The sequence below is a fragment of the Pseudomonas auratipiscis genome (genome assembly GCF_036324085.1).
GTDB classification, from domain to species: Bacteria; Pseudomonadota; Gammaproteobacteria; order Pseudomonadales; family Pseudomonadaceae; genus Aquipseudomonas; species Aquipseudomonas auratipiscis.
The window spans coordinates 95,577-119,645 of the sequence record NZ_JAZDCU010000015.1 but is presented as its reverse complement, the minus strand read 5'-3'; the positions used below and the strand labels follow the sequence as shown (position 1 = coordinate 119,645).

The following is a 24,069-nucleotide window of genomic DNA, read 5'->3' as shown; positions in this document are numbered from 1 at the left end:
TGTCAAGGATCAAGCCGACTTGAGTAGACAGGTTCCGCAGGCCCTCGAAATGTTGATCTTGGCCACTTCAGGCGGCCTGCTTGCAGCGTCGATGAGCTGCTGTACGTCTTCACTGGCGCCGTAGCGGCGGACCACGCCGACGAACTCCTCTACATCATGACCACGAAGCGTCAGGCTGGGCAGACCGTCCTGGGTGAACTTGGGCGCGCCGTACTGATCGACCTTCTGGGCTATGTGGTAAAGCTCGTGCTCGATGAGCGCGCAGAACTCGGTGTCGGAGCACTGGAAGCAGTAATCGGCAGCCAGGGTGATGACGAAGCCCGGTACCTCGCCGAACCAATCGATCATCTGCTGCTCTTGCCGTGCCTTCTGCCATCCGCCAGCACGGAACATGACCTGCTCAGCCTGGCCCAGCACCACCCGGCCCTGCTTGACGAATCCAGAGGAAGCCCACAGTACGCCTATATTGGCGTCAGCCAGATGCCCGTGCTCTGCGTTATGGATGCTCCCAGTATCGGCCAGGATCTGGCAACTGATCCAATCCCACACCTCAGGGGCCGGGGCCAGACGCATACCTAGATTAGAGAGTGCTGAAAGCTCAAGCAGTGATTCAGGAGGAATAGGTCTTTCCATCGGTCACCTGACATCCAAAAGCACGCGAATCAATTTCAGACGGGAAAGTGGGGCGAATACGTCCCCCACAGGCGAGTTAATCGCGGAGGCTAGGAAGCTCACAAAGTAAGTGGAGCTACAAAATGCAAAAAACAGAGATTGCCTTGATCTTGATCCTCGGTACGGTCGCGGTTTGGCCATGGCTGAAAAAGCTCCTCACTTGGAAATCAGCACTGCTACTCGTACTTGGAGGGGTCGCCTTATGGCAAATGGTTAAGGCTTAATCAAGAAGAAACCCGGCTCGGAGGCTCTCTCGATCGCCTCCCAGTCGGGTTGCTTGGTTGTCATGTGATGTCCTTACTGGTCTCGGGCAACTCGTAGCGTCCTGATCTTCCCGCCCGTGGCCGTATCGCGCTTAGCGGCCTTCTCTACCGCTTGGTAGGCAGTGGCGCCCATGTCCATCGCAGTAAAGGCATATGGCGAGCCGCTGCCGATTGCATAAGGCCGATCAAGCAGAAGTGGAGACTTCCAAAGTCCGGTTTCATTGTCGACTGCCGCCATCATCAACTTGTCGCCATCCAAGACAAGCGCTGTTGCATCGATTGATCCAGCCGGCTTGCCACCGAAGTAGGCATCTATCAACGCCTCGAAGTCGGAGACCGCGCCAGAGCAAACGAACATTACCCCGTTGCGCTCTACGCACTTTTCGTAGTCGTCGTAGGTGATGGTGTCGCCACGGGTTACCTGTGAGTCGTAGGCGATCACGCCGTCTTTGTAGGCGATGGTGGTCATACGATTCTCCGCGCCACGAAACGGCGCACCTTTAATTTGTGGCGCGGCCTACGCCTCGGGGTTTCGCCCGGGCAACTTGAACCCTGTGAATCGGTCGGCGTAGGCGCGGATCTTGTCCACACCGAGCAAGCCGATCATCCCGCCGACAATTCCGGCGGCTGACTGGGGGATGCCCAGCAGTTCAAGCCCGGAAAGCATCGCCAGTGTGATGCAGCCGCACAGCAGGCTTTCGAGGAAGGCTGCCTTCTTGGTACCGCCTCCATAAATGATCCGCAGTGCAGAGATCGATACGGCCAGGCCGGCCGCATAGAAAGCGGGAGCATGCTGGCTGAGCCACGCAAACACGATAAGCCAGGTGTCTGGTTTGTCTGGCATGTGGTTCATTCCGGTTCCTCCCTTTCGGGGAGCGAGTTAGATCCGGCTCCAGCAGCACTCCCAGCTCGGAGCAATGGGTGTGGCGGAGCCGAAAACGAAAAAGCCCAGGGAAGTGCCTGGGCTGGGGCTGGATCGCTCGATGAGCAAATTAAGGTCTGAAGACTCACCGATAGGGCGAGTTCAAAAAGTCTTTCGCACCAAAATTGACCAATATCTGCAGGGATGGCATTTTTGAAAGTTTCCCAAGGCAATATCAGTCTTTGGCGTTGAGTTCACAGGTCGATGTTATGAGTACGCAATTAGAAATTGTCCTATCTGCTTCGAAGAAACTCGAGTCCATCCTGACTTCACTCGGCGCTCGGGGCCGTGGGCTTCATGAGAAGTGCAGCTCTCTGGAGCACTTACTGCCAGCCGACATTGTTTGGTCAGTCCGATTCGTAGCCAGCACGCGCAACAAGCTCCTTCATGAAGACGGATTCGAACTCCAAGACCTAGGCAGCTTCCAGCTTCAAGCATCATCTGCTGTCGCATATCTAGAGCAAGTGACCGCACCGGAACCAACGCCCGACACGCCCAAAGTGGGCGGACTCACAATTAGTGTGCCGAACAGAATTATCGAGGACATTCCCCTTGAGGAATTGGAATGGTTCACCGCACAAGACTTACTGTTTGACTATCCACCCAAGTCGCGAGCTGATGATCCTGACGAGAAACCATGAACCAGTTTTGCAGGCCAAATCTCCAGCTACCACTGCAAGCATGTTAGGCCAAGGCCTGCGGGCTGCCGGTGTTTTTCCGTAGCACTGTACTACCGGCTTATCAGTGTCCAGACCTCCCGAAGGCTGCCCTGGCTGCAGTGAACATTGATGTGCTGGCAACAAAAACCCGGCGCAGTGGCCGGGTCTTCACATTCTTTTGAAGCACGGCACCAATCAATGGCGCCGTGAACTCAAAAAAGCAGGGTCATGACTTAATTAGCTAACGGTCACGCCGCTTGGGCGATGGCGCTCTCTCAAAACTGTATCTCTCTGCGTTTGAGGCGGCGAGGAAAGTGATACGGTTATTTTCAAGAGTCTTTTCACTCTCGTCAGGCGTGTAGCCGAGGTTGTCGTCCTGCTCTTCAGGTTGATTCGGTGATTGATGGCCTTTGGCACCTGATGAGAGCTCCTTCTCATCCTGTTTTTCAGTGCCTTGAGGAATATTTCCATTTCCATTCTTTTCGCTGGTCATACACACCTCTCAATTGCTCAGAGTTTCTGAGCTGCTTGGAGTATGCGCGCCGTGACTTTGAATAAGGGTTATACCGGACCACTGGTGCAACTACTTTTCTGAAACAAAAAACCCGACACAATGGCCGGGTTCTTTTAGCGATCTTCGCCAGAGGCGAAATTATCACGATGGGGAAACTATGCCACCAGCCGAGCGGGAACGCAATAGGCCCTCAAGCGGCACTCTTCATTTCGTAGATTGCAGCTGCCACTGGCCCCAGCGCCATCTTGTCGACGTCCTCGCAGCACTCGAATGCAAGGCGCACGTAACCACCCCATTCACGGTCCCAGCGCACTGAGTCCAGCTTGACGCCGTAGTGAGCATCCAACCAAGCCCGAAACCCCTCCGGCGACGCCAGCGGATCGTCATTGGCCGACTGACCGCCTTGGTGCATGTACCGGTACCGGGTCATTACGCCCTTCACCACATACTCGAGCTTTTCGCGCTTGGCGGCGGTCATGCGCGGCGACTTGTTCTGCACCAGGTTGAAGATCACCTCTTCGGCTGTCTCCCGGGTGTCATCGTCCAGACGCGGGTTGTACATGAAGTTGCCGAAGGCACGGACCTGGCTGTGCAGCTTGCCGATCGCCGACTGCACCCGCCCTGCCAGCGCCTGGTGAACTGCATGGCTCGCACTGCGCTGCTTGTCGGTAGTCTGCACCATCGCACCCAGCAAGCCCAGTTGCTCGATGAAGGCACCTTGGCTATCCCAAGCCGTGTGCAGGCAGTCATGCCATGCTTGACGAGCGCTGTTCAGTTGCATGGGCCGCCCTCCTCGCGCTTGCGCTTGGCCGCAATAGCAATGCCGCGCACGATGCAGTAGGCACCCAGAATGACCATGCCCAGGAGAAGCAGCTGGGCGGTGTCGAGTGGTGTCCAGTTCATGCTGCTTGCTCCTTGCCGATTTGCTTCTCGCACTTCTTGCAGCGCGTCCAGTTGCCAGCCTCAAACATCGGCGTGCGGCTGCCGGTGAACGCATCAACTCCGCAGAGCGACCTCCAGGCATAACAGTGGCCGCCATCGGCGTCTGGGGCGGATCGCTCCTGCAAGAAGAAGTGCGCCCGCACCGAAAATGGAAAAGCAGGCTTTAGCCAGCCGCGCTCTGCTGTGCTGGCAGGCCCTGTGATCATCACTACCTGGTTCATGCAGCCTCCTTCAGCTGTTTGGCCTTGGCCCGGTACAGAGCCTTGATGCCCTTGAGTTCTTCGATGGTGTAGCGCCGGGCCTCATGAGGGCCTTCAAGCCGGTCAACACGCTCTTGGCCAATCTTCTGGATCAACCGCTCACGGTAACCCTGGGCTACGGTACGACCTTTGGCGGCGTACTTACCCGACCCGCCGTTGCAGGACTTGAGCTGTTTGTGGCAGTTGTCTTCGTCAAAACGGAGCTCCGGATAGGCGCCTCGACCGAGGAAATGGCCAGCGTCCCACTTGCCACCGGTAAGCCAGTCTTCGCCCGGGCCATAGCTGCCGCAGCAGATGCAGGGCTCGTCCTTGTCACGCAACCGGATGTAGGTGTTGAACTCGATCTGGGCTTCACGGATGTAATCCGCCCGGCTCTTGAGCTTCTCCTTGCGGACCTTGAGTTCGCGGCGCACGCGCTGGGCAATCGCCTTCTTGGCCTTGTCCTGGTTCACGTCCTTGATCGCCAAGCCACAGGCTGGACTGCAAACGGCCTGGCCAAGGCGGCGCGGTGGAAAGCTCATGCCGCATGCCGGGTTCTTGCACTTCTTCGGGCGCGGTTGTTTGGCGATCATGCGGCCTCCTGGCTCAGCAGATCTTCGAAGACCACGCCGTGAGCAGTGAAGTCAGCAACGATACGGTTGGTGTAGGCAATGCCCTGGGCACGGTTGAAGAGACTGGTAACCGGGAAACCGTCCGGCCCCAGCAGCTTGCAGTCGCCCATCAGACCAAGCTTCTCCTCGTAGTTGAGGTGCTTCGTGGTTCGGTGCCAGGCTTCCCGGTAGCCCTCATCCTCGTTGATAAGGATCTGCACGCCGTGGTGCAGCTTGCAGTACTTACGAGCCTCCGATGCGTCGCCGATCTGGGTCATTTCGGAGATGCGCTTGTACATCGCGAACCACAGAGCGTTCTGGTCGAGCGTGCGGTCCTTCCCGGGTCGAAGGCTGACAACGACGAACTTCTTGTCGCGAAACATGGTGGTCAGACAGGTGATAGCCTCGGAGAGCTTGGCCTGGCAATTGACACTGATGCGGTCAGCCAAGAGCCACCTCCCCCAGCTGCTTCTCCGCAGCGCGCACCCGAGTATTCATCTGCTCAATCTCCGCAAGAAGGCTCAGAGCAACCTCCTCGACTGTCTGCACTCCGAGAAACTCATCCAGTGCGTCGGTGTGTACTTGCAGGTCTTGGTCACCGGCGCTCCATGCGGCCACAACGGACCACAGCAATGGCTGCAACTTTGATTTGTCGATGTTCATTAGAACCCTTCCTTTCGTTGCGCAGCGGCGATGGCTTCGCGAGCCTTGCGCTTGCGCAGATACGTATTGACCCGATCGGCCTGGGCCTTTTTGCGTCTCTCGCGGTCCTGACGGGCCTTGGCTGTGTCAACTATCGAGCGCACCTCAGCGAGCTTTTCCCGCAGCTTTGGGGATGCCTGTACAGCAGCGCCGGTAATCAGCCCAGCAATGGCCTGGCCGTCAGCAGTGATCGGGGCAATACGCAGGTCAGCCAGGTACTTCGCGCCTGACTGTTGGGTGATCAGTTGCATGCGCACAGCCGATTCGATGGCAGTCACTCGGCGAACCGGATCGAAACCGAGTGAAACACTCCACGCAGCGGGCTTCGCCTCAGCCCGCGCTCCAGCAACCAATCGTTCGTAGGCGCTCATGAACGCCATCCGGGCGCCGACCTTATCGCCCAGCGCAAGCACCGGTTGTGCGGCGGCCATGGCCTGCTGAATCTCGGCCGTCATCACCACGGTTTCGCTCTCGTCACTGGCAGTCAAAGCAATGGACCACGCCTCATCCTTGCCAGGACGACCGTCAGCGGCCTGCACTCGCTGCAGGATGTCGGCCATCGCGAGCTTGCCCTTCACTTCGAGGCGGCAGGATTTCAGGGCGGAGCGAACAGCAACCACTGGGTAAGCACAGAGGTCCTCTGCCATCATCGCGGCGGTACCCGGGTTCATTTCCTGACCCATGGCTTCAGCCGTAGCGCAGATGGCAGCAGCCAGTCCTGCGACCTGGGCATCGTTCATCTCACAGGTACTCATTGCGCTCTCCCGCCTGGCGCTTGGCCAAGACCAGTTGAGCTGCTTGCTCTGCTGCGGACAGGTTTGCTTCGGTGCGCTCCATCTGGCGAGCTGTGGCGCCGTTGATGCGCTGACCGGTAACCCACTGTGTGTGATAGCTCTCGGCGTTAACCAGCAGCTCGTTGAGGCTGTGACACTTGCGAAGGACAGCTGCATCGCTGGTTTTCAGGTAGTGGGCGGCGACGTGGTGGGCGACATCGGCACCGAGACGGTCGACCAGTTGGCCGAGCTGCCCCCCAACCTTGGCGTTCCAAACCGGCCAAGTGCTGTAGCGCTTGCGGTAAGCCATGGCGTAGTTCGCCCAGACCTTGAAGGTTTTGCAGGTCTGGTCTTTGGGGCCCGGCATGTCAGCAGGGATTTCGCAGCGCGGCTCTTCACCTCCGACTGGGACCAATGCGAGTACCTTCGCTGCAGGTTGGCTTGGCGCAGCCGGGCCGCCCTGCAAGGTATCTGCAGTAGTCTCTGGTGTAATCTCTGCTGTAGTCTCTGTAATAGCTTGCGGGATTTCAGCGGCCTTGCTTGCGGATTTCTTGCGCCCTTGTTTGCGGGAATCCTGCAAACTGGATTGCGGGAAATCTGCAGACAAGTTTGCGTGTATGGCTGCGATATTCACGCGGTAGAAAAGACGGCAAGGAACGCCTTTCTTCATCTCTTGAAGTGCGCCCACCTTGATCAATTTTTTTCGCGCGCTCTCTTGCTCGGAGCGAGTCATGCCAGTCTCGGCCTCCCACTCCTCCATGGTCTTGTAGAACCATCCTTCGGCGTTGTCGGTGCGGTTGGACCAGTAGATAGCCTGAGACAGCATCAACGCACCGGTGATGCCCACGCCAAGACTCACGAAGGCGCGCTGGAATGCAATTGGGCGGTCAAGCAGCTCTTGGAGGTTCATGCAGCGCCCCCGTCCCCAGCCCGAAAATCAATGGTCTTGACACCTTTCCAGCTGTTACAGGTCATGCAAAGGGTTTGAAGGTTTTGCAGAGTTGCGAGACCGCCCTTGCTTTCCGGCACAACATGGTCAGCTCGTAACCGATGCTGCTTTGAGCACCCACAGCGAAGGCAAGCCCAGCCATCACGCTCGAAAACCAGCGCCCGAACTCCTTGAGGTATGGGCTTTTTGTTCGAGCGCCGGCGCTGATAGGCATTCCTGGGAGTCTGAGTCCAGCAATCGGGCCGGTAAGCTGGGCTCCATGACTTGGCTTTTTCGGTCAGGCGGAAAGCCTCTACTGGACCGTCAAGTAATTCGACTAGTTCTGCGCTTTCCAATGCTTTCAGCAGTCGGTAGGCGTAGTCTGGCTTGTCGGTGAGTAGCGGCAACTCCTCGATAATCTTCGCCATGCTCAAGGCATAGAGGTCGCCATGGTCTGTCTTGACCAGCTCGGCCCAGCTGGGGCACTCAAAGACGAACGCGAACAGCAGCGCTTGCTGGGAGTTCAAACCCCACTCAAGAGCCTTCGCCTGGTTGATCGTCACGGTAAATTGCATGTCAGATCTCGCCCAGGTTGTACTGAGCCCACAGGCCGGCCACCCAGGTGACGCCCTTGGGGGTGAATTTGGTTTGGTTGAATGCATGGCCGCCATCGGTGGTGCCGGTCTTGATATCGAAACGACCTGCGTCGATGTGCTGCTGGTAGGCCTGCCACTCCCCTCCCATTCGGTACATGATCTTCTTGTCCAGCAGGAACTCACGGAAGCGGGACTCATTGGCCCGCAACAGCTTGGCGGTCTGACGGAAGCCCTTCAGACCGGTCGAATCGACGTACTTGTCGACGAACTCGACTTTGGGGGCGGCAATGGCCAGGGCCTGGTGGGCGGCTTGCTGCAGTTCGAACTGTTCAGCCCAGGCGCGGGCGGCTGTCGCTGGATTGGAGAAGTCGGGCAGCGTAGCAATGACGCGACCGGCACCTTGCTCAAGCTCCTGCCAGCGATCGACTATGGCACCGGTAAACTCCGGGCTGAGCTGGGCAACAACAACCAAGCTATCGCGCTTGCCTTTCTCGCCAGCGAAAAGATATTGCTCGACTGCCTGGCCGAGGTGATTTCTAACTCCCTCAATTTGAGGAAGTTGAATCACACCCTTGGCCGCGATGGTTTCGATGGTCCGCTTCACGTTGTCGTGACGCTTGCCGGTCATGTCGGCGATCTCTTGCGACGACATAGTGCGCGCCACGTTTTCGTAGCTCGCAATTCGTGGCGCGGGATTTTTGAGGGCCTGTACATCAATGTGATGGGTGTGCATAATCGACCTCACAGTGTTGTTACATATGCAGTTGAAAAAGCCGACCTTGCCCGTCGGTTTTTTTGTGTCTGCGTTTTAGTGGTTCAGTTGAGGTCTTCATCAGTCCCGCCTTTTTCAGGGACTATTGAGTCCGAACCTCGCTTCGGTACCGGTAGATTCCGGATTTTTCCGGCGCCTTTTGGCCTGGTTTTCTCGAAGAAACGCTCTGCTCCAAGCTTTGCGGCGTACTGTTCGGGCGACACACCCGCTTTCTTTGCCAACCGCTCAAGCTTCTCGTAGAGGCGTCCATCGATCCCGTGGCAGATCGTGGTTTCAGGCACAGGGCCTCCTCCCGGCCTTCAGGCCATTTGGCTTTTGTCGGTAACATCGCTCTCGATGATGCTTTCCAGCTTTTCCTCTACGCACATGCGCACGAAGACAGCCAGTTGAAGCTTGTGGAGCCGCGCCACGGCCTTCAGCGCCTCGTAGGTTTCTTCGTCGTAACGCGACTTAATCTCCCGGTCTTTCAGGTGACTTTGGTCGTGATATGCCATGCGGTATTGCTCCTTGCGGTTGAAATAGTTAGGCAGCGGCTTTAGTGGGGTCGGTGCTACGCAGATATGCCCAGTCGATATCCGGGCGCATTTCTTCGCAGGTAACCGCGCGCGAGGATTCGCGCTCGATGCTGATGGCCAGTGCTGCACCTGGGCGGCGATAGCCATATGCAACCTGCTTCAACTGGCCCGCTGTGGTTCCGCACCTGGCAGCGAAACTGTCCAGCTCTTGCTTGTCGAACGGCTTGATGTAGTCGTGCAGGGTCATAGTGCACCTCCTATTGCCACCAGATTAGCAACTGCTAATACGGCAAGCAATAGCAGACTGTAATTTACTGATTGCTAACAGGGCGCGATTATTGGCAAATGGATATAAACCAACAGAGAGTGAATGCCCTGAAAGCCGTGATGGCCGGGGCATCCCAGAAAGACTTCGCCAATCAGCACGGGCTCGATGCCTCGTATCTGTCCCAGATCCTCAATGGGCACAGAAACCTCGGTGAAAAAGCTGCGGCGAATTTGGAAGAGAAGATTGGCCTGCCTTCCGGCAGCCTGGTCAATCCTGCTGCGCTTGAAAAAAGCACTTCACCCAAAGCTGGGCTGTCGGCCATCGAACAGTTGAAGCTCTCTCTCGCCAAGGTGAAGGGATTTTCCAGCGAAGCGCGAGATCGGATCGTCGCAGCGGCCGAAGAGCCAGAGTGTCAGTCGACCGACTACCTTCCTGCGAATCTGGCCAGCCTTCGTCCAACGAATGAAGAGATCCTGATCCCTCAGTACGACATTCGCGCTGCAATGGGTGACGGCCAGCTCCCGCCTGAATACAACGAGGCCGTGCGCAACCTGGTTGTGCGAGAGGAGCTCTTGCGCGAGAAAGGTGTTACCTACACCTCTGCAGCATCTCTGGCGATGATCACCGGATGGGGTCAGAGCATGGAAGGAACGATCAACGACAAGGACTTGGTCATCGTCGACAAGGGTGTGAAGGACTTCCTTGGTGAGGGTATTTACGTAATGACCTGGCATCAGGATCTGTACATAAAGCGGATGATGCGCCTAGACGAAGAGCACTATCGTCTGATCTCCGACAACCAGCACTACGAGAACCAGACGGCGCGGATCGATGACGTGACCATTCACGCGAAAGTGCTACTCATCTGGAACGCCAGGAAAGCGTAGCCATGCCCCTAACCAAGCCCAACCAAGATCTTCGCCGCGATCTCCAGGGTTTGGCCTCTGACCTCAAGTGGTCCGCGGTCGAGCTTATGCGTATCGCCGAGAGGCTGAGCCAGGCCGGCAATGATGCAGATGCCCAGGCCGTGCTGAGAATGTGCCGGATCTTCCATGATGGCGAGGAACGACTTACCGGTTATGCCGAGGAAGCGCACCTGGGGCTCATTGTCCGTGAGAAGACACCTGTCGCCGTGCCGGAATGAGGATCTGCAAATTGATGCAGGCTGGGGAGGATCGGTTGTCGGGGCATCATTAGCAAAAAATTGCATTGATCCACCAAATAATTTGAGAACCACGGAGGGGAGCGAAAGCGTGAAGATTAGCTACTACGGATATTCCTTGGAACACAAGGTTAAACAAGAGACACACCTGGTAGACCTTTCCAAGGTGATTTTGTCATTTGCAGAGTTCGATAATCCTGATGTAAAGGGAAGCTTCCGATTCAACTCCGAATATGTTTACCTAAAACGAATATCTGGCTGTGTTTGCATACTACTAATGACTCGAGATGGTGACCAGCTTCGCTCTATCAACACATCGAACCTTTCGATAAACGAGTTGACAAGCATGCTTGGCAGCGAGCAGAAACTCGGCTTTGCATCGTATGTAATCGTGAAGCCGAATTACTTTGGATTCGCTTCGTCATCGCTCTCACCAAAATTTGATACCTTTGTTGATCTTGTCAATGAAATTTTAAGCAGGACAAATAACGGAAACATTCACTTCAGGGTAACACCGCTATTACGGCAGGCCACCAAGAACGAAGCGGTTAGCATGCAGTACATAGGAAGAACAACCATCGAAGTTGGAAGAAAAAACTCTCTGACGCGCCACTTAGCCAATGCCCTATTTGTTAGTGACAGCTATGACGAGCTGGACTCGATCGAGATAACTATCAAGCCAAAAAGAAGAAAAAGCATCAAGCCCTTTGTGGAAGCAATACTCAACCTCACCTCCGATGAGGAACTAAAAAAACTCAACCTCAAGGCCAAAAACGATGCTGCTTCTGCTATGCTTGACCTTTATGTGGCGGGGCGCGGAGTAATCTCCGATGTTATTGATGCAACAGAAGAGTCTCTAATAGGCTTCAATATTGAAGAGAAAATTGCTAAAAATGAGACGTTGCACGAACAACTAAGGGAGTTCAAGAGGGATGGACGGGAAAACCAGGCTGATTTTAGTAGCATTCTCCGTTATTGCGATGAGCCTTCCTGGTCCGATTATGCTTTATCTGTACAAGACTCTTATAATCTTAGACAGTGACTACTCGCTTAGCCTGTACAAACAGAAATCAAACCTGAGTGTAATACTGGCAACATACGCGTTCACGATGCTTGGATTCCTGGCGGCCGTCATAGCTATCCTTGTAAACTTCTCAAGCTCTCAGGCATTCAAAAATTATAAAAAAAACCATTATCTGGATATTTTCTTCTCAATTTATTTTTTTTGCATTCTGTCTCTAGCGGCAACATTTATTCTATCCATACTATCCCTCTCGTCCGCACCGACCAACGCCTTCATGCATTATGCTGTCGCGCTGGTGATAAACACGCTCGTCCAGGTATCAACAATTAGCGCGATAATCATCAACATTTGCAGAAAATCCATGTAATCAACGTTATCGCTGCGTGCAATTTACCATTAATAAACCTGACATATTTAGATCTCACCCTCAATCTGCCTCGGCGGCCTTTTTCATTCCTGTCATCAACTCGTAACACCACTACAGCACTATGACCAAGCCAAAGGGATTTGGCCCCGTCTACAGAGAGCCTGGCCAAGTGCCGGGCTTTTTTGTGCCTGCTATCCTGTCGTGACCTTTGGAGGATCCAGCCATGGTCACCGACAAACTCACCCTATCGCTGCTCTCTCGATTAGCTGACGCACAGCTGGCTCTGGCCACGAACATGAGAGGAGTCACCCCTACGACTCAGGGATACCCTGAACAAGCGCTGCAGCAAATTGCTCAGGCTTTGGAAGCTGTGGAGACCGCCCTGGTTGAGATCGGGAACTCGAATGCAGCCAAGGAAGAACGCAGCGGTACAGGTAGCCTGCACTGAGTAGTGCCGAGCCCTCCACCTCAGCGGGCTTTGTGATACTGCCCTCAATTGAACATGAACGATCTATTTGCCAATGCCAGTCGACGCTTTGTAGAAATTCGACCAAGCTAAACCGCTGAATCCCAAGATTCCTGCCACGATGGCTCCGCAGTCCTTAAGGGCGGTGTACATTCCGGCGATCCATTGCGGTGCTCCCGAATTGAACTCTCCATTCGACCCAATATATGCCCCTCCCAAAACAACAACAGCAAGCGCCGCAATCGCAAGAACCACCGTGCAAACACCCCACGCCTTCATGCCAAATTCATTGGTGCTCATGCCCCTGCCCTCCAAACCAGACCGCTGTGTTTAATAGCTATAGCAGGCAGGTGGCTGGCTCACATCCAGAATGGTGAGCCAGGGCTGAAATTGGCTTTTTGCTGCCAGTCACCCTCTGCAGCGCTATGAACAAGCCAAAGGGATTAGGCCCCGCCTACAGTGCCGGGCTTTTCGTTTCTGCACGCGCCTTGGGCGAGCCCGACTGCTACGCTTTCCTCAAAAGCTAGAGGAACCGCTATGGCCGCTCTTCCTGACGACCCGACCCCGGCCCTGCTCAGCCGTTTGAACCAGAACATCAATGCCCTGGGTTCTGCTATCGAGGAAATTGGCATTTGGATCGATCAGCGAGGCTCTACTGAAACATACCATCGCATCAATGAGCACCTGGAAGTGCTGATAGAAAACAGTGACGCTATTGCCGAGCTGTTGGTCGACTTGATTGCCAGGTGGAAGCCGGAAGAAACTGGTGACCCAGAGGATTGAGCCAAGGGCGCACCAGGTCAATTTCTGGCCATATGCCACTACCACGCTACACTTAAGTCAGCTGAAGGAACAGCGCCCAGTGTGAAAAGCAGCCCGCCTTATGCGGGCTTTTTCATGCCTGCGCAATGCCTCTTCACATTCCTTTCACAAGCCAGGCTACATAGTCGCCCTGCTCCTTGTGAAACCTTCAGCCCGCCCTCCCCTGCGGGCTTTTCTTTGCCTGCGTTACAGCGACGAGGGGTCTACACCGATGAGTCGGAGCGACTCGGCCAGCGTTGGGTCAATCAGCGCCTCGCCAGTCGTCGATGCCGCCTGGTTGATGCCGACAGTCCGATACTTGAGGTTTTGTCCGGCCAGCATCTGCTTCAGAATCTTTTTGGCCTTGTCGCCGCCGGTGACTGTGTAAGGGCTCATCATCTGGCTGACATTCAGCATGGCCTGGTCTTGCGCGCTTTTGACGATTGCAGCCTGCTCTGGTGGTAGGTTCAGAGCATACTGGGGAGAGGCTGGCATCAAGCTGACCGGAGTCTCCTGAGGAGTGATGGTCCAAGCCTCGTTCTGATCAATGCGCAACTGGACTGTGCCCACTGGGATCTTAAATCGCCCGCCTGACATAAGCCCAACGTAGATCTCTTCCCCCTCCTTTCGTACCACGGGATAGAAGTGCATCGACCTGGTGACGATAGACCCTGACGCGGGGAAGTCACCAGTCGTGACCATCATGGTCGTCTTGTCGGTGAATTCATCGGTGGTGCCGGTTGCCTGCCAAGTTGGTCCGGTAGCACACCCGCCAAGGGCGACAGCCGTGACCATTGCCGCGATGATCCGTTTCATTCCAAGCTCCAGACATTGAGTGGCGGCATTGTAGCAGAGCTCTATCACCACCCTGGGCCCGCCATTGAGCGGGCTTTTTTTGTGGACCATTAGAATGGCGCTGGCTCTTCAACGGCCAAGAATTCGTCGATCACCTCTACTCTGGGGTCTTCGTCAGATGGCGCCTCCCACCTCAGTGTCACCGACTCGTCCTCGTCGTTGATCGTCATTTCGATCCCGTCAGTTTCCGAAAGCACGGTCATTACCTCCTCCCACTCTCGATCACCGTCTGTATCCAACCGGTGAATCGTTACCCAGCGCTGATCTTGAGCGATTGGGTGATTGATCATGCTCGACACCCTTAGGTTGAGCCTTTCAATTCCTGACATTGGCGTGCGTTCTTGCTGCTTCTGTTTTTGTGGACGAGCCATCGTTCACTCCTTGATTGCTGTATGCATGTACAGTAGTTACGAAAAGCATACCCAGAATTAGCAGAATGTAAAACCCCTGATGCGCGACATGTTTAGCCCCTGGCTCGGGCCGGTAAGAGCACGTGCGAATAATTAATTTAGCATTTGCTATTGACGCTAAATTTAGCGGTTGCTAATTTATGTTCATCGAGGCGCTACACAGACCCTCGGGAGGCCCTCAAGCCTCACCGCTCTTTAACAACCAGCGCAACAACCAACAGACCGCATTGCCTCTACCGGCGACCGGCGCCAGACAGCCCCGAAAGGCTGCCAACGACAGGGAGCACCCTGTACGGCTGACGAAGGCGAAATGCCTAAACCGTGTGAATGACCTGGCAAGCAATGCGCCCCGCCACCCCCGGCGGTAGTAGGGAGGAATCGAGCGGCGCCCACCGGTTACCGGCGGCGCGGTGAGTGACCTGACAACAGAGTGCGAACTGGGCAAGGCCCAGGTGGTACCGGATGCGCACCGATGAGATTTGAGCCAGCGACCGACGCCAGTAGCGGGTCGCGGCGCACCACGAGATTCACTGAAGCACCTGGGCGACCGGGTGCTTTGGGAATTCACTGGAGATAGATGCATGAAAATCGTAGATGCCGTTACCAGCGTTGAGCTGAGTTGGTACAACCGCCGCTGGAACATGCGGCTTCGCGGTGATCAGACGGCCCGCGACGAGATTCAGGGAGGATTGGTTTACGACCGATTCGGTCGGCTCTACCTGGCCCAAAGCGAAGGTCTTGTCGACTACTGCTCGGCAGGTAGCGGTGGAGCATGTGGTGGAACCTTCAAGATGCGCGATGGCAGCGTAGAGGAGGTCACTGGAGCCTGGAGCAGCAACCCAGGCGATGTATTCAAAACTGCCGGGGTCGACACAGTCTCGACCAGCTTCAATGGCTTGGTCATTTCAATCTCGCTTGAGGCACTTCGCGAGCTTGCCCACCGCTTCAACTTCGTGATCGACGAGACCACGGACGCCTATCGGTACAACGTTTCGCCGGTACCTCAAGCGGAGAAGATCACACTTGAGCGGCGTTACTTCAACTGAGCAGACGATTCCCCGGTTCGCCTCAAGCGGGGCGCATCAGGGGGAATCCACTGGAGTAATAAGCATGGCAAGACTGATTGCGGTACTGGGCTGCGAGGTCAGCGAATGGCCGGAGGGAATCGACCACTTCTTCTGTGATCCGGATGGAGAGGTGCGTGGATCGCCAGATGCCTACGGCGACTTCTATCCGAAAACCCCGGTTGACGACATCGACCGCGGCAAAGACATCGGTGACGAAACCATCCATGTAACAGAAGCAGACTGGAAAGAGTTCCGGCTCGCCTCAGGCATTAAGTGATTTCACTGGCTGGCCTTGGCGACAAGGCCAGACGGGAAATCAACCGAGGGCTGAATTATGAAATTCAGGCAGTACTACCTTACGCATGACTGCCCGCACTGCGGAGCAAAAGACGCCAGAGATGAGTGGGGCGGCGCGCGCATGTCGAGCTCGGCCTGGGGGCACAGCTTCAGCTGCTGCAGTGACGAGTGCGGTTTCGCGCTGGCAAAAACAGTGATCCCCGATCAGCAAACGAAGGCCGGTCGCAAGCGCCTGAAAGCTCTCTGGGAAAAGCTGGCCGGACAGGCTGAGCACCGGCTTTCGGGTGAGCCATACCAAGGCTACCCATGGCGGTAACGGCAAGAACAACCAGCGCCACGTCAGCCTGACGTTAACTGCCCGATGCCCTGCTCCCCATCGCAGGCCGCACCGGAGATCGCTCGGCTGGACTGCCCCGAGATAGCAGGGTGGCCACCTCTACCTGAGCCAGAGCGACGAACAACGCGGCGAAGACGGTTTACTCGCCAGCCAGATTCGAGCGATCTCCGATGCTGTTTGCATCGATTTAAAGCGCATCCCCGTGAGTTTTATGCAAGTTAAGGCTCGCATAGCTGAACATTAATCGACGTTCCCCGCAGGCGAATCCGGGGCCTACCCGGCCAGACCAGATGCATGTGAGGTAGCGCTCACCGCCTGCACCCCTTCCCTTCACATCGACCGTATCGGCAGGTGCCAGCGAGCTTCGCGGCTCGGGTTGGTCACCCGTGCCTGGTATCTGGCCAATGCGGTTGCCGAGGACAATCAATGGACTTCCTTCAGCCACCTGATCCGCCGGGCGCAGGGCATTGCCTGCGCTGCGGCACATGCGTAACCGAAGATGAGCAACGCGGCGGAGTCTGTATCGACTGCCAACCGGCCGAGGATGGAGAGCAATCAGCCTTCCCTGTCGCAGCAAACGAATATGCCGGTCACGGCCCGTCGCACGGCATCACTATCCGCGACTACTTCGCGGCCAAGTTTGCAGCGGCTCAGGCGACCGCAACCAGTGCAGACAGCAATTTCATAAACCCTGAATACGTTGATCCGCGCGATGGCAGGTCGGTCTCACAGAAGATTGCAGAAACCTCCTACGCGCTTGCCGATGCCATGCTCGCCGCCCGGGTGAAGCCATGAGCACCCCAATTGATGTGAAGCAGAACCCTGACGGATCGTGGACTGCCAAAGGCGGCACATTCCTCACGGTCGTGAGCGTTACCGCCGTGACAGAGCACAAGGCGGTGGCAGGCCATGCCCTTGCGATAACCGCGCTCCTGTCGCGTGGCAAGGGCTGGATCAAGTGCGAAGACGCCAAGCCCGCTGATGGCCAAACCGTTGTCGTGTGGCGCAAGTGGCCGAACTGGAACTGCTTCGCTGCTGAGCTGGACTGCTGGCAGGCGGATTCGAGCGATGACGAAGGCGGCGCCTGGTACGAGGCTGAGGAATCCTGCCAGCACATTGAGTCCTGCGCAGGTGGCCCGGGCGAAGTCCAGCGGCCGATCACCACTCACTGGCACCCGCTGCCAGTCGACCCCACCGAGTAACCCACCAACTGGAGGCGACCATGGGCGCACTTCGAGCATCACAGTTTGAGTACGACAACCGGCAGCCGCCTCCAATGATCGATACCCGGGCTGATGCACGCCGGGCCTGGCAGGAAGAAGCCGGTGAGCAATTGGCCCGGGGCAGCGACATCAAGGTTCGGCGCCGCCTGCGCGCCCCGCGCACCATCACCTACTCCGACTTCAAGACCCACATCCAATTCCTTCTACTGAAGCGCTGGGAGGAAGGAGAGGATAAGGGCGACTGGCTGGCCGAGATTGTCATTCAGGCAGCCTTCGGCGAGCCCTGCCGGACCACAGCGGCCAATCTGCTGGGAGAGAACAAGGCGGATCAGCACTTGATTGAACTGGCAGCGGATTTTCTCGAGCCGCTGGCCGACGACGCGCTGATCGCCCAGGCAGAGGATGCCGAGCTATGAGCCCTCACCAGATTGCCGTGAAGGCCATCGAGGCAGCCATCGAAACGATGCTGCTGCCTGGTGCCACCGCAATCGAAGATGCCAAGGCCGAGACGACCATCGTCAACTTCTTCTCGATCCTGGTCATCAACGCTGAAGAGTTCAAACACTACTGCGAGCGTGTGCGTCGGATTTCCGAGCGCCGCAAGGAGGCTGCATGAGCACTGCACCGGTTAAGTCCCTGATCGAAGAGCAATGCGACGAGATCGAAGCCAAGCTGGTTATGCTCGGTTTCGGCCTTCCCTTCAACGAGGTGATTGGTCAGCCGCGCGAGCGTCCTGTGGCCAGCCTGAAGCGCCGCTTGAGCGCGACCATGAAAGGCGGTCGAATCGCGGTGAGGGTTCGGCCATGAGAAACCGATTTGCCGGAACCTGCTACCGCTGCGGCGGTCACGTTGCCAAGGGCGCCGGCCACTTCGAGCGCCATCAGGGCGGCTGGCGTACTCAGCACGCTGACTGCGCCATCAAAGCGCGGGAGGATAAGCAGCGAGGTCAACAGCCATGACCACCTACCAGCGCGCCAAGCGCATCGCCTACTGGCGCGGATCTGCCCTCACCCTTCTCGCCTGCGCCGCCTTCATGTTCGCCAGTTCACTGGCCGGCGCCATCACTCAGTAACCCCTTCATCAGCGCCCACCGCAGGGATGGCGCGGGAGATTCCCTATGCAAGCAAAGCACCATATGCCTGGGCCTTGGGCCGTGAATCAGTCCAGTCCTGACGCTGATCAGGACAAAGTCAGCATAGAAGTGGGCGATGGCGTGTATTTCATCTGCCAGGTTGATGGCGGGATGCACCAGATGGCGAATGCAAGGCTGATCGCAGTCGCGCCAGAGATGTTCGACGATCTTGCGCTTGCCGCTCAGACGCTGCGGCGTTACGAAGCCCTACACCGCGCCAAGAACACTGACGACAGCTTCAAGAAGGCTGAGGTCAATGCCGAATTGGCATCGCGCTTCGAGCGCACCATCGCCAAAGCCACTTCCTGAATCACACTCCCGAGCACGGCGGGCCCCTACGGGGATAACCGTACCCTGAGTGGAGCGTAGGCCGGAAAGAGCGCGCAACCATCACCGGCAGCCAGAGCCTGGGTCAACCCTCCGTGCTTGGGTGATCTGGCATTCCCTATTCCAACTGACGGCGCTCGCATGGAGCGCGAGGTGTTCCAATGTCCGCACAAACCGAACTGGCCGTCGTGCCGCCGAGAGAAACCGCGCTTCAGGTGTACCAAGCCACCAACGGCCTTGATCCTTATCTGAAGCACATCCGCGACGAAATCGATGCCTTCGTACCGGACGTTACGACAGTCAAAGGCCGCAAGGCCATTGCCTCAATCGCTTATACCGTAGCCAGGTCCAAGACCCTCCTTGACAACCTTGGTAAGGAGCTTGTTTCCGAACTCAAAGAGATCCCAAAGAAGATCGACGCCGAGCGCAAGCGGATGCGCGACACGCTGGATATTTGGCAAGAAGAGGTGCGCCGGCCGCTGAACGAGTGGCAGGCCGCCGAAGATGCACGGGTCGAAAAACACAACGACGGGATTCAGCGCATCAACGATGTGGTCCTGTTCGCTGATACGCCGAGCGCTGCGCACGTCACCGAAGTAATTGCCGACTTGGAACAGCTAGTAATCGACGATAGCTGGCAGGAGTTCCTGGCCGAGGCAGCGCAGGCTAAAGACCAATCGCTGATCAAGCTGCGAGCCATGCTATCCCAATGCTTGAAAGTAGAAGCCGAGCAGGCCGAACTGACCCGCCTGCGCGCCGAGGCAGAGGCCCGCGAGAAACGGGACCGCGAAGAACGCATTGCCCGGGAAGCCGCAGAACAGGCCACCCGAGAAGCTGAAGCCAAGGCCCAACGAGAGCGTGACGCAGAAGCCCAACGAATCCGTGACGAGCAGGCCGCCGCCGAGAAGCGCGAGAACGACCTGAGGCTTCAGGCCGCCGAAGCTGAACGTCGCGCCGAGCAAGCAAAGCGCGAGCAGATTGAAGCCGAGCAGAAGGCTGAACAAGAGCGCCAGGCCGCAGCACAGCGCGCCGAGCAGGCTGCCGAGCAGGCCCGTCAAGACGAGCGCCGCCGGGCAGACGCAGCAGCAACCGAAATACTCCGCCAGCAGCAGGCCCGCGAGGCTGACATGGCGCACAAGGCCAAAATCAACCGCGCCGCCTTGGAGGCCTTCATTGCCAGCGGCATGCCCGAGGCCTGTGCCAAGCAAGCGGTCACTCTGATCGCCCAGCGCAAAATTCCCGCCATCACCATTCAATACTGAGGTCACCATGAGCAACGTCGCCCGAGTCGAACAGGCCAATACCCCAGTGATCGCCGCCGAGTCGGTGACCATTCTGCAGATCATCCAACAGGTGGCCATGTCGCCAACCGCCGACATCGACAAGATGGAACGCCTGATGATCATGCACCAGAACATCCAGGCCCAGCAGGCCAAGCAGCAGTTCGACGAGGCACTGGCCGCCATGCAGGAAGAGCTGCCGGTGATCGGCGAGCGTGGAGGCATCAAGGACAAGACCGGTCGCATCCAGAGCACCTATGCGCTCTGGGAAGACATCAACGAGATGATCAAGCCCGTTCTCGCCCGACATGGATTCGCCCTGTCCTTCCGCACACCACGCAACGAGCGTGGCATCGAGGTCGAGGGTGTCCTGAGCCACCGCGCCGGACACCGGGAAACCACCTCCCTGGTACTGCCGGCCGATACCACCGGCAGCAAGAACGGCGTCCAGGCTGTGGCCTCCAGCGTGAGCTACGGCAAGCGGTACACCGCCGGTGCCCTGCTCAACTTCACCACCACTGGTGAGGATGACGATGGCAACGGCGCAGTCGTGACGCCGCGGGTGACTTCGGTGCAGGCCACCCAGCTGGCCATGCTGCTGGAGCGCTGCAGCGATAAAGCCAAGGCCGCATTCGCCAGCATCCACGGCACCCCATCCGCAGTTGAGAAAGCAGCGTTCGACCAGGTGTTGGGGATGCTGAGCAAGTCTGTGAAGCAGCACGAAGCTGCGAGCGAGGAGAACACTAATGCAGATCATCACTGATATCGAGCAAGGCACGCCGGAGTGGCTGGCACTGCGCCTGGGCATCATCACCTGCTCGGAACTGGATTGCCTGCTGGTCAGCGGCAAGGGGGAAGCAGGTTTCGGCGTGGCAGCCTTCACCTACATGGACCAGCTGATTGGTGAGCGCATCACCGAAGAGGCCGCCGAAATTCCTTTTCAGACCAAGGCAACCATCCGAGGTCATGAACTGGAGGGCGTCGCGCGAAGCCTGTATGAGGACCGCGAAAGCCTCAAGACTCGGTCCGTGGGAATCATCTTGAACCACGGCATCGGCTACTCGCCTGACGCCCTGGTCGGCGACAACGGCCTCACCGAGATCAAGACCAAGCTTCCCAAGTTTCAGGTTGGCGTGATCCTGGCTGGTGAGGTTCCGAAAGAGCATGTCGCCCAGTGCCAGGGCGGTCTGTGGGTCTCCGACCGCGAGTGGCTGGACTTCATCAGCTACTGGCCCGGAATGCCGCTCTTCGTCAAACGCGCGTACCGCGACGAAGCCATGATCCGCAAGCTCACCGAACGGGTGAAGACTTTCTACGAAATCCTCGACGAGCGCATGAACAAGGTGCTCGGCCTGGCCGCATAACCAAGGAATCATGATGCCTACTCTTACTGACATCGGCCGCATCGGCCGAGACGCCGAACTGCGCTTCACGCCAAACGGAGACCCCGTCTGCAACCTGGCTATCGCCTGCGAATACGGTCGCAAGGGTCAAGACGGGAAGCGCCCTACCCAGTGGGTAGATGCAACGCTCTGGGGCAAGCAGGCCGAGGCGATGGCGCCTTACTTGCTCAAAGGACAGCAAGTGCACTTCACCATAGACGACGCCCACGTCGAAACCTACATAAAGGCCGACCACTCCCAGGGCGTGAAACTCACCGGCCGCGTGATCATCATCAAGTTTGCAGGCAGCCCGCCGCAGCAGGCACAGCAAAGTAGCCAGCAGCAACAATCCCGGCCTCAGCAGCAGCGCCAGCAGGCCCGACCGCAAGCGCAACCACAGAATCAACAAGGCGTCCCGGGCCCGGACTTCGACAGCTTCGACGACGACATCCCCTTCGCCCCGCTGCATTACCTGACTGGTGCGTAGCCATGAAGGCCCGAAGGTTCCGCCTCATCTACCCCACGGCCTATTACCAAGGCCGGGTCTGCCGCCAAGACGGAAAGTGCCGCCTCTCCCAGCCCTACGGAAACATGACCGTAGACGGAGGCTGGTGGCTTGCAGGCTGGCACGACACCGATATGGAGCTATCCCATGAAACTCAAACGAATGGCCCTGCAGCGCCACCAGCGCCGGGCACAGGTTCACTTGCCGCCTAGCGGATTGAAGGAGGTGGTCTATGGCGATGACGCCGCAGGAGCGCGACGAGCGTCGGCGCGAGAAGGCAGCTCTGCTGGGGGAGCAAGACCTGAGGCTGAAGGTTGGTGTGTCACACGCCAGACAGCTTTCCGATCTGATGGCCTGGGCCGAGATTGAGGAGAGTGGTGAGGCACTGACCCTGCTGATCTACAACGCGCACTCACTCGGCAGGTCGAAGTTTCCATTCTTCGCCGCCGGCGCCCACCTGGAAATCGAAAGTGACCAGCATGCGCCAGCAAATCGAGTCGAGATCCGGCTCATGGCGCGTCGCGGCACTGTCCAGGCGCTGGATTCGATGGGCGAATGGATCAACGCTGCCGACCGAAGCTTCATCATCCGCGTTCTGATTGAGCGGGCACATGCTCTCGGGCCGATTCAGTCCCTCACACTGTTTACTTTGCCGCCGCGCCACAAATTCGCAATCAGCAATTCTGTGGCGCGCACCCTGGACGAATGGCGAATGCAGCGCCAGGTCCGAGCGCCTGACATCTGGCTGGGTAGCGACCCGGACGACAAAGGCCTTCTGTTGCTCACCGAGCAGGCCTGACTTCAACCTAACGCCCCAGCTTTTGAGATATCGCCAAAGCTAGCGCGTCAGTTCAACGAAGCCAGCATGGTGGAGCTGAGGCGCGATCTTGGCGACGAGATCATCAGGCCGCAAGCCTAGTTCAAGCCAAGCTTGGCATACACTGCCGCCTGAATCCTCTCGCATGCCTGGGGTGTTGGGTCATCAACGCAGATCACTGCGGTCTCCGAGGCCAACTGAGTACCACTGTTCGCGCTGGCGACCAGCTCAGCTATCGGACGGGCCTCATAGATCAAAGTTGGGTTCTCCGCTCGCTGGTCCGCAACATAAATGAGTCGGTATCTATGCAGGGCCGTTTCCGCGATTTGGCTCTCTTGGATCGTCAGCATTTGCAGCTCCCTTGATCCGGCCCCATGCCGGTCACCCGTAATACCCCATCCCAAACCAAATTGCCACCATGCCGCATCCGGCCACGGAGGGCGGCGCATGCATGGAGAAAGCCATGAACGTCGAGACATCGACAGTCACCAAGCTGCACATCACAGGCGTCGACGGCCTGGACCCGATCAGCATCTACCTGGAAGACCTCGCCCCCTGCAAAGGCAAGATCACCGTCAGCTGCTACGACAAGACCTGGCACGCCTACTGGGGCGGTATGTGGGATGGCCTGACCATCGGCCAGTTTTTCTGCAAGCTGAACCCCGCTTACATCATCGGCTACTTCGACCGGTCGCTGAGTTCTAGACGGTTCAGCGCTGAGGTGCTGGCCGACAAGGCGCGGCAGCTGATCGTGCAACTGCGGCGTGATCAGGACCTGGATGGCGAGGATGCTCGGAGCCTGTTCGACGAGGCCGAGGATGTTAGCCATACCAGCTCGCTCGATGAGTGCGGCGGCGCCCACCGCGAGTTCATGCACCGCGTGTTCGGTGACGACTGGTGGAACCTGCCAGCCGATGCCATGGAGCCAAACCCAGATTGGGCCTACCTTTGCCGCATCATCGCGACGGCGCAGCAGGCTCTGAGACAACAGTTTCCGGTCGCCGCCTGACCCTCCTGCGCTGCCCGCCAGCGCCCGGGCCTACTTCAGCGTTCTCGTAGGTCTGCCTCGCTCAAGTCCATGCCTGACCTGTACCGGGCAATGGCAATGATCTGCCGCAGACCAATGACCACCTCAAGCTTCTGCTTGTCGTCTGGAAGACCAAGCTGTTTCAGCATTCTCTCGGCCTCTTCCTCTATTGCCGCAAGAGCATCTGTATCGCTTTGCAGGGTCATGTCGGGCT

General features: G+C 57.5%; 41 protein-coding genes. 20 read left to right on the top strand and 21 right to left on the bottom strand.

Translation table 11 applies throughout. The features are described from left to right. Positions 1 to 9: 9 nt before the first annotated feature. From V0R60_RS19945 to V0R60_RS19935, 3 genes are all read right to left on the bottom strand, one after another. Positions 10 to 633: a putative metallopeptidase gene (locus V0R60_RS19945; RefSeq protein ID WP_330080564.1), complete on the bottom strand. Its 624-nt coding sequence runs from the start codon at positions 631 to 633 to the stop codon at positions 10 to 12. 336 nt (positions 634 to 969) lie between these two features. Next, a complete protein-coding gene (locus V0R60_RS19940) occupies positions 970 to 1,404 on the bottom strand; it encodes an Ntn hydrolase family protein (RefSeq protein WP_330080563.1) in 435 nt (144 codons plus the stop codon). A 48-nt stretch (positions 1,405 to 1,452) separates the two neighbouring features. Continuing rightward, positions 1,453 to 1,788, bottom strand: a complete 336-nt coding sequence (locus tag V0R60_RS19935) for a phage holin, lambda family (protein ID WP_128324904.1) — start codon at positions 1,786 to 1,788, stop codon at positions 1,453 to 1,455. A 278-nt stretch (positions 1,789 to 2,066) separates the two neighbouring features. Between V0R60_RS19935 and V0R60_RS19930 the strand changes: the two genes are divergently transcribed. Further along, entirely contained in the window at positions 2,067 to 2,498 is a 432-nt protein-coding gene (locus V0R60_RS19930; protein ID WP_330080562.1) for a hypothetical protein, read from the top strand. Positions 2,499 to 2,757: 259 nt separating this feature from the next. On the opposite strand, the gene V0R60_RS19925 is transcribed toward V0R60_RS19930, so the two are convergent. From V0R60_RS19925 to V0R60_RS19855, 14 genes are all read right to left on the bottom strand, one after another. Further along, positions 2,758 to 3,009 (bottom strand): hypothetical protein, encoded by a 252-nt coding sequence (locus tag V0R60_RS19925; RefSeq protein WP_330080561.1) that lies wholly within the window; start codon positions 3,007 to 3,009, stop codon positions 2,758 to 2,760. A 211-nt stretch (positions 3,010 to 3,220) separates the two neighbouring features. After that, positions 3,221 to 3,811, bottom strand: coding sequence for a hypothetical protein (locus V0R60_RS19920; protein WP_330080560.1), 591 nt, complete (start codon positions 3,809 to 3,811; stop codon positions 3,221 to 3,223). Further along, a complete protein-coding gene (locus tag V0R60_RS19915) occupies positions 3,802 to 3,933 on the bottom strand; it encodes a hypothetical protein (protein ID WP_330080559.1) in 132 nt (43 codons plus the stop codon). The genes V0R60_RS19920 and V0R60_RS19915 overlap by 10 nt, the downstream gene beginning before the upstream one ends. After that, positions 3,930 to 4,193, bottom strand: a complete 264-nt coding sequence (locus V0R60_RS19910) for a hypothetical protein (RefSeq protein WP_330080558.1) — start codon at positions 4,191 to 4,193, stop codon at positions 3,930 to 3,932. Before V0R60_RS19910 ends, V0R60_RS19915 begins: the two co-directional genes overlap by 4 nt. Beyond that, positions 4,190 to 4,804, bottom strand: coding sequence for a recombination protein NinG (locus V0R60_RS19905; protein WP_330080557.1), 615 nt, complete (start codon positions 4,802 to 4,804; stop codon positions 4,190 to 4,192). Before V0R60_RS19905 ends, V0R60_RS19910 begins: the two co-directional genes overlap by 4 nt. Next, complete coding sequence (locus V0R60_RS19900; RefSeq protein WP_330080556.1) at positions 4,801 to 5,271, bottom strand: hypothetical protein; 471 nt, start codon at positions 5,269 to 5,271, stop codon at positions 4,801 to 4,803. Before V0R60_RS19900 ends, V0R60_RS19905 begins: the two co-directional genes overlap by 4 nt. Then, the gene (locus tag V0R60_RS19895) at positions 5,264 to 5,485 is read right to left on the bottom strand and encodes a hypothetical protein (RefSeq protein WP_330080555.1); all 222 of its coding nucleotides are present in this window, start codon (positions 5,483 to 5,485) and stop codon (positions 5,264 to 5,266) included. The genes V0R60_RS19900 and V0R60_RS19895 overlap by 8 nt, the downstream gene beginning before the upstream one ends. Continuing rightward, entirely contained in the window at positions 5,485 to 6,279 is a 795-nt protein-coding gene (locus tag V0R60_RS19890; RefSeq protein ID WP_330080554.1) for a hypothetical protein, read from the bottom strand. Before V0R60_RS19890 ends, V0R60_RS19895 begins: the two co-directional genes overlap by 1 nt. Then, positions 6,266 to 7,207 carry a hypothetical protein gene (locus V0R60_RS19885; RefSeq protein ID WP_330080553.1) on the bottom strand — a complete coding sequence of 314 codons (942 nt, stop codon included), beginning with the start codon at positions 7,205 to 7,207 and terminating at the stop codon, positions 6,266 to 6,268. Before V0R60_RS19885 ends, V0R60_RS19890 begins: the two co-directional genes overlap by 14 nt. Then, positions 7,204 to 7,800 carry an HNH endonuclease gene (locus V0R60_RS27060; RefSeq protein WP_375547291.1) on the bottom strand — a complete coding sequence of 199 codons (597 nt, stop codon included), beginning with the start codon at positions 7,798 to 7,800 and terminating at the stop codon, positions 7,204 to 7,206. Before V0R60_RS27060 ends, V0R60_RS19885 begins: the two co-directional genes overlap by 4 nt. 1 nt (position 7,801) lies before the next feature. Beyond that, positions 7,802 to 8,473, bottom strand: coding sequence for a phage antirepressor KilAC domain-containing protein (locus tag V0R60_RS19870; RefSeq protein ID WP_330080552.1), 672 nt, complete (start codon positions 8,471 to 8,473; stop codon positions 7,802 to 7,804). 164 nt (positions 8,474 to 8,637) lie between these two features. Beyond that, entirely contained in the window at positions 8,638 to 8,874 is a 237-nt protein-coding gene (locus V0R60_RS19865; RefSeq protein ID WP_330080551.1) for a hypothetical protein, read from the bottom strand. A gap of 18 nt (positions 8,875 to 8,892) precedes the next feature. Beyond that, positions 8,893 to 9,087 (bottom strand): hypothetical protein, encoded by a 195-nt coding sequence (locus V0R60_RS19860; RefSeq protein WP_028941800.1) that lies wholly within the window; start codon positions 9,085 to 9,087, stop codon positions 8,893 to 8,895. Between the two features lie 28 nt (positions 9,088 to 9,115). Further along, entirely contained in the window at positions 9,116 to 9,355 is a 240-nt protein-coding gene (locus V0R60_RS19855) for a transcriptional regulator (RefSeq protein ID WP_105641516.1), read from the bottom strand. Positions 9,356 to 9,453: 98 nt separating this feature from the next. Between V0R60_RS19855 and V0R60_RS19850 the strand changes: the two genes are divergently transcribed. The 4 genes from V0R60_RS19850 to V0R60_RS19835 all read left to right on the top strand — a co-directional run bounded on the left by V0R60_RS19850 (position 9,454) and on the right by V0R60_RS19835 (position 12,377). Further along, positions 9,454 to 10,263 carry a S24 family peptidase gene (locus V0R60_RS19850; RefSeq protein ID WP_330080550.1) on the top strand — a complete coding sequence of 270 codons (810 nt, stop codon included), beginning with the start codon at positions 9,454 to 9,456 and terminating at the stop codon, positions 10,261 to 10,263. 2 nt (positions 10,264 to 10,265) lie between these two features. Further along, positions 10,266 to 10,520: a hypothetical protein gene (locus V0R60_RS19845; RefSeq protein ID WP_330080549.1), complete on the top strand. Its 255-nt coding sequence runs from the start codon at positions 10,266 to 10,268 to the stop codon at positions 10,518 to 10,520. Between the two features lie 109 nt (positions 10,521 to 10,629). After that, positions 10,630 to 11,580 (top strand): hypothetical protein, encoded by a 951-nt coding sequence (locus V0R60_RS19840; RefSeq protein ID WP_330080548.1) that lies wholly within the window; start codon positions 10,630 to 10,632, stop codon positions 11,578 to 11,580. Between the two features lie 572 nt (positions 11,581 to 12,152). Next, on the top strand, positions 12,153 to 12,377 hold the full coding sequence (locus tag V0R60_RS19835; RefSeq protein WP_330080547.1) for a hypothetical protein: 225 nt from the start codon (positions 12,153 to 12,155) through the stop codon (positions 12,375 to 12,377). Positions 12,378 to 12,440: 63 nt separating this feature from the next. Here the strand turns inward: V0R60_RS19835 and V0R60_RS19830 are convergent, their stop codons facing one another. Next, positions 12,441 to 12,695, bottom strand: coding sequence for a hypothetical protein (locus tag V0R60_RS19830; protein WP_330080546.1), 255 nt, complete (start codon positions 12,693 to 12,695; stop codon positions 12,441 to 12,443). Between the two features lie 237 nt (positions 12,696 to 12,932). Between V0R60_RS19830 and V0R60_RS19825 the strand changes: the two genes are divergently transcribed. Then, positions 12,933 to 13,178: a hypothetical protein gene (locus V0R60_RS19825; RefSeq protein WP_330080545.1), complete on the top strand. Its 246-nt coding sequence runs from the start codon at positions 12,933 to 12,935 to the stop codon at positions 13,176 to 13,178. A 225-nt stretch (positions 13,179 to 13,403) separates the two neighbouring features. Here the strand turns inward: V0R60_RS19825 and V0R60_RS19820 are convergent, their stop codons facing one another. Together V0R60_RS19820 and V0R60_RS19815 are read right to left on the bottom strand one after the other, a co-directional pair. Then, on the bottom strand, positions 13,404 to 14,012 hold the full coding sequence (locus tag V0R60_RS19820; protein WP_330080544.1) for a hypothetical protein: 609 nt from the start codon (positions 14,010 to 14,012) through the stop codon (positions 13,404 to 13,406). A gap of 89 nt (positions 14,013 to 14,101) precedes the next feature. After that, positions 14,102 to 14,422, bottom strand: coding sequence for a DUF1654 domain-containing protein (locus V0R60_RS19815; RefSeq protein WP_330080543.1), 321 nt, complete (start codon positions 14,420 to 14,422; stop codon positions 14,102 to 14,104). 620 nt (positions 14,423 to 15,042) lie between these two features. On the opposite strand from V0R60_RS19815, the gene V0R60_RS19810 reads away from it, so the two are divergent. The 14 genes from V0R60_RS19810 to V0R60_RS19745 all read left to right on the top strand — a co-directional run bounded on the left by V0R60_RS19810 (position 15,043) and on the right by V0R60_RS19745 (position 23,837). Further along, positions 15,043 to 15,507: a hypothetical protein gene (locus V0R60_RS19810; protein WP_330080542.1), complete on the top strand. Its 465-nt coding sequence runs from the start codon at positions 15,043 to 15,045 to the stop codon at positions 15,505 to 15,507. Positions 15,508 to 15,571: 64 nt separating this feature from the next. Further along, positions 15,572 to 15,805 carry a hypothetical protein gene (locus V0R60_RS19805; RefSeq protein ID WP_161872682.1) on the top strand — a complete coding sequence of 78 codons (234 nt, stop codon included), beginning with the start codon at positions 15,572 to 15,574 and terminating at the stop codon, positions 15,803 to 15,805. A 783-nt stretch (positions 15,806 to 16,588) separates the two neighbouring features. After that, positions 16,589 to 16,957, top strand: a complete 369-nt coding sequence (locus V0R60_RS19800) for a hypothetical protein (RefSeq protein ID WP_330080541.1) — start codon at positions 16,589 to 16,591, stop codon at positions 16,955 to 16,957. Then, the gene (locus V0R60_RS19795; protein WP_330080540.1) at positions 16,954 to 17,364 is read left to right on the top strand and encodes a DUF551 domain-containing protein; all 411 of its coding nucleotides are present in this window, start codon (positions 16,954 to 16,956) and stop codon (positions 17,362 to 17,364) included. Before V0R60_RS19800 ends, V0R60_RS19795 begins: the two co-directional genes overlap by 4 nt. Before the next feature lie 20 nt (positions 17,365 to 17,384). Continuing rightward, positions 17,385 to 17,801: a hypothetical protein gene (locus V0R60_RS19790; protein ID WP_330080539.1), complete on the top strand. Its 417-nt coding sequence runs from the start codon at positions 17,385 to 17,387 to the stop codon at positions 17,799 to 17,801. Continuing rightward, a complete protein-coding gene (locus V0R60_RS19785; protein WP_330080538.1) occupies positions 17,798 to 18,001 on the top strand; it encodes a hypothetical protein in 204 nt (67 codons plus the stop codon). Before V0R60_RS19790 ends, V0R60_RS19785 begins: the two co-directional genes overlap by 4 nt. Beyond that, positions 17,998 to 18,192, top strand: coding sequence for a hypothetical protein (locus V0R60_RS19780; protein WP_330080537.1), 195 nt, complete (start codon positions 17,998 to 18,000; stop codon positions 18,190 to 18,192). Before V0R60_RS19785 ends, V0R60_RS19780 begins: the two co-directional genes overlap by 4 nt. A gap of 310 nt (positions 18,193 to 18,502) precedes the next feature. After that, a complete protein-coding gene (locus V0R60_RS19775) occupies positions 18,503 to 18,826 on the top strand; it encodes a hypothetical protein (protein WP_330080535.1) in 324 nt (107 codons plus the stop codon). Positions 18,827 to 19,005: 179 nt separating this feature from the next. Continuing rightward, positions 19,006 to 20,106: a coiled-coil domain-containing protein gene (locus tag V0R60_RS19770; protein WP_330080534.1), complete on the top strand. Its 1,101-nt coding sequence runs from the start codon at positions 19,006 to 19,008 to the stop codon at positions 20,104 to 20,106. A gap of 7 nt (positions 20,107 to 20,113) precedes the next feature. Next, positions 20,114 to 20,887: an ERF family protein gene (locus V0R60_RS19765; protein ID WP_330080533.1), complete on the top strand. Its 774-nt coding sequence runs from the start codon at positions 20,114 to 20,116 to the stop codon at positions 20,885 to 20,887. After that, entirely contained in the window at positions 20,871 to 21,488 is a 618-nt protein-coding gene (locus V0R60_RS19760; protein ID WP_330080532.1) for a lambda exonuclease family protein, read from the top strand. The genes V0R60_RS19765 and V0R60_RS19760 overlap by 17 nt, the downstream gene beginning before the upstream one ends. A gap of 13 nt (positions 21,489 to 21,501) precedes the next feature. Continuing rightward, positions 21,502 to 21,993, top strand: a complete 492-nt coding sequence (gene ssb, locus V0R60_RS19755; RefSeq protein ID WP_330080531.1) for a single-stranded DNA-binding protein — start codon at positions 21,502 to 21,504, stop codon at positions 21,991 to 21,993. 250 nt (positions 21,994 to 22,243) lie between these two features. Further along, entirely contained in the window at positions 22,244 to 22,810 is a 567-nt protein-coding gene (locus tag V0R60_RS19750) for a hypothetical protein (protein WP_330080530.1), read from the top strand. A gap of 481 nt (positions 22,811 to 23,291) precedes the next feature. Beyond that, positions 23,292 to 23,837 carry a hypothetical protein gene (locus V0R60_RS19745; protein WP_330080529.1) on the top strand — a complete coding sequence of 182 codons (546 nt, stop codon included), beginning with the start codon at positions 23,292 to 23,294 and terminating at the stop codon, positions 23,835 to 23,837. A 35-nt stretch (positions 23,838 to 23,872) separates the two neighbouring features. Here V0R60_RS19745 and V0R60_RS19740 read toward each other — a convergent pair whose 3' ends face one another. Then, positions 23,873 to 24,061 (bottom strand): hypothetical protein, encoded by a 189-nt coding sequence (locus tag V0R60_RS19740; protein WP_330080528.1) that lies wholly within the window; start codon positions 24,059 to 24,061, stop codon positions 23,873 to 23,875. Positions 24,062 to 24,069: the final 8 nt, after the last annotated feature.

Coding starts and splice junctions, on each gene's coding strand:
- V0R60_RS19805 (WP_161872682.1), top strand. CDS start 15,572: ATGGCAAGACTGATTGCGGTACTGGGCTGCGAGGTCAGCGAATGGCCG.
- V0R60_RS19895 (WP_330080555.1), bottom strand. CDS start 5,485: ATGAACATCGACAAATCAAAGTTGCAGCCATTGCTGTGGTCCGTTGTG.
- V0R60_RS19930 (WP_330080562.1), top strand. CDS start 2,067: ATGAGTACGCAATTAGAAATTGTCCTATCTGCTTCGAAGAAACTCGAG.
- V0R60_RS19850 (WP_330080550.1), top strand. CDS start 9,454: ATGGATATAAACCAACAGAGAGTGAATGCCCTGAAAGCCGTGATGGCC.
- V0R60_RS19810 (WP_330080542.1), top strand. CDS start 15,043: ATGAAAATCGTAGATGCCGTTACCAGCGTTGAGCTGAGTTGGTACAAC.
- V0R60_RS19825 (WP_330080545.1), top strand. CDS start 12,933: ATGGCCGCTCTTCCTGACGACCCGACCCCGGCCCTGCTCAGCCGTTTG.
- V0R60_RS19940 (WP_330080563.1), bottom strand. CDS start 1,404: ATGACCACCATCGCCTACAAAGACGGCGTGATCGCCTACGACTCACAG.
- V0R60_RS19795 (WP_330080540.1), top strand. CDS start 16,954: ATGAGCACCCCAATTGATGTGAAGCAGAACCCTGACGGATCGTGGACT.
- V0R60_RS19855 (WP_105641516.1), bottom strand. CDS start 9,355: ATGACCCTGCACGACTACATCAAGCCGTTCGACAAGCAAGAGCTGGAC.
- V0R60_RS19775 (WP_330080535.1), top strand. CDS start 18,503: ATGCAAGCAAAGCACCATATGCCTGGGCCTTGGGCCGTGAATCAGTCC.
- V0R60_RS19760 (WP_330080532.1), top strand. CDS start 20,871: ATGCAGATCATCACTGATATCGAGCAAGGCACGCCGGAGTGGCTGGCA.
- V0R60_RS19945 (WP_330080564.1), bottom strand. CDS start 633: ATGGAAAGACCTATTCCTCCTGAATCACTGCTTGAGCTTTCAGCACTC.
- V0R60_RS19815 (WP_330080543.1), bottom strand. CDS start 14,422: ATGGCTCGTCCACAAAAACAGAAGCAGCAAGAACGCACGCCAATGTCA.
- V0R60_RS19820 (WP_330080544.1), bottom strand. CDS start 14,012: ATGAAACGGATCATCGCGGCAATGGTCACGGCTGTCGCCCTTGGCGGG.
- V0R60_RS19765 (WP_330080533.1), top strand. CDS start 20,114: ATGAGCAACGTCGCCCGAGTCGAACAGGCCAATACCCCAGTGATCGCC.
- V0R60_RS19870 (WP_330080552.1), bottom strand. CDS start 8,473: ATGTCGTCGCAAGAGATCGCCGACATGACCGGCAAGCGTCACGACAAC.
- V0R60_RS19905 (WP_330080557.1), bottom strand. CDS start 4,804: ATGATCGCCAAACAACCGCGCCCGAAGAAGTGCAAGAACCCGGCATGC.
- V0R60_RS19745 (WP_330080529.1), top strand. CDS start 23,292: ATGAACGTCGAGACATCGACAGTCACCAAGCTGCACATCACAGGCGTC.
- ssb (WP_330080531.1), top strand. CDS start 21,502: ATGCCTACTCTTACTGACATCGGCCGCATCGGCCGAGACGCCGAACTG.
- V0R60_RS19910 (WP_330080558.1), bottom strand. CDS start 4,193: ATGAACCAGGTAGTGATGATCACAGGGCCTGCCAGCACAGCAGAGCGC.
- V0R60_RS19790 (WP_330080539.1), top strand. CDS start 17,385: ATGGGCGCACTTCGAGCATCACAGTTTGAGTACGACAACCGGCAGCCG.
- V0R60_RS19830 (WP_330080546.1), bottom strand. CDS start 12,695: ATGAGCACCAATGAATTTGGCATGAAGGCGTGGGGTGTTTGCACGGTG.
- V0R60_RS27060 (WP_375547291.1), bottom strand. CDS start 7,800: ATGCAATTTACCGTGACGATCAACCAGGCGAAGGCTCTTGAGTGGGGT.
- V0R60_RS19935 (WP_128324904.1), bottom strand. CDS start 1,788: ATGAACCACATGCCAGACAAACCAGACACCTGGCTTATCGTGTTTGCG.
- V0R60_RS19780 (WP_330080537.1), top strand. CDS start 17,998: ATGAGCACTGCACCGGTTAAGTCCCTGATCGAAGAGCAATGCGACGAG.
- V0R60_RS19915 (WP_330080559.1), bottom strand. CDS start 3,933: ATGAACTGGACACCACTCGACACCGCCCAGCTGCTTCTCCTGGGCATG.
- V0R60_RS19740 (WP_330080528.1), bottom strand. CDS start 24,061: ATGACCCTGCAAAGCGATACAGATGCTCTTGCGGCAATAGAGGAAGAG.
- V0R60_RS19920 (WP_330080560.1), bottom strand. CDS start 3,811: ATGCAACTGAACAGCGCTCGTCAAGCATGGCATGACTGCCTGCACACG.
- V0R60_RS19785 (WP_330080538.1), top strand. CDS start 17,798: ATGAGCCCTCACCAGATTGCCGTGAAGGCCATCGAGGCAGCCATCGAA.
- V0R60_RS19860 (WP_028941800.1), bottom strand. CDS start 9,087: ATGGCATATCACGACCAAAGTCACCTGAAAGACCGGGAGATTAAGTCG.
- V0R60_RS19750 (WP_330080530.1), top strand. CDS start 22,244: ATGGCGATGACGCCGCAGGAGCGCGACGAGCGTCGGCGCGAGAAGGCA.
- V0R60_RS19835 (WP_330080547.1), top strand. CDS start 12,153: ATGGTCACCGACAAACTCACCCTATCGCTGCTCTCTCGATTAGCTGAC.
- V0R60_RS19885 (WP_330080553.1), bottom strand. CDS start 7,207: ATGAACCTCCAAGAGCTGCTTGACCGCCCAATTGCATTCCAGCGCGCC.
- V0R60_RS19770 (WP_330080534.1), top strand. CDS start 19,006: ATGTCCGCACAAACCGAACTGGCCGTCGTGCCGCCGAGAGAAACCGCG.
- V0R60_RS19890 (WP_330080554.1), bottom strand. CDS start 6,279: ATGAGTACCTGTGAGATGAACGATGCCCAGGTCGCAGGACTGGCTGCT.
- V0R60_RS19800 (WP_330080541.1), top strand. CDS start 16,589: ATGGACTTCCTTCAGCCACCTGATCCGCCGGGCGCAGGGCATTGCCTG.
- V0R60_RS19925 (WP_330080561.1), bottom strand. CDS start 3,009: ATGACCAGCGAAAAGAATGGAAATGGAAATATTCCTCAAGGCACTGAA.
- V0R60_RS19845 (WP_330080549.1), top strand. CDS start 10,266: ATGCCCCTAACCAAGCCCAACCAAGATCTTCGCCGCGATCTCCAGGGT.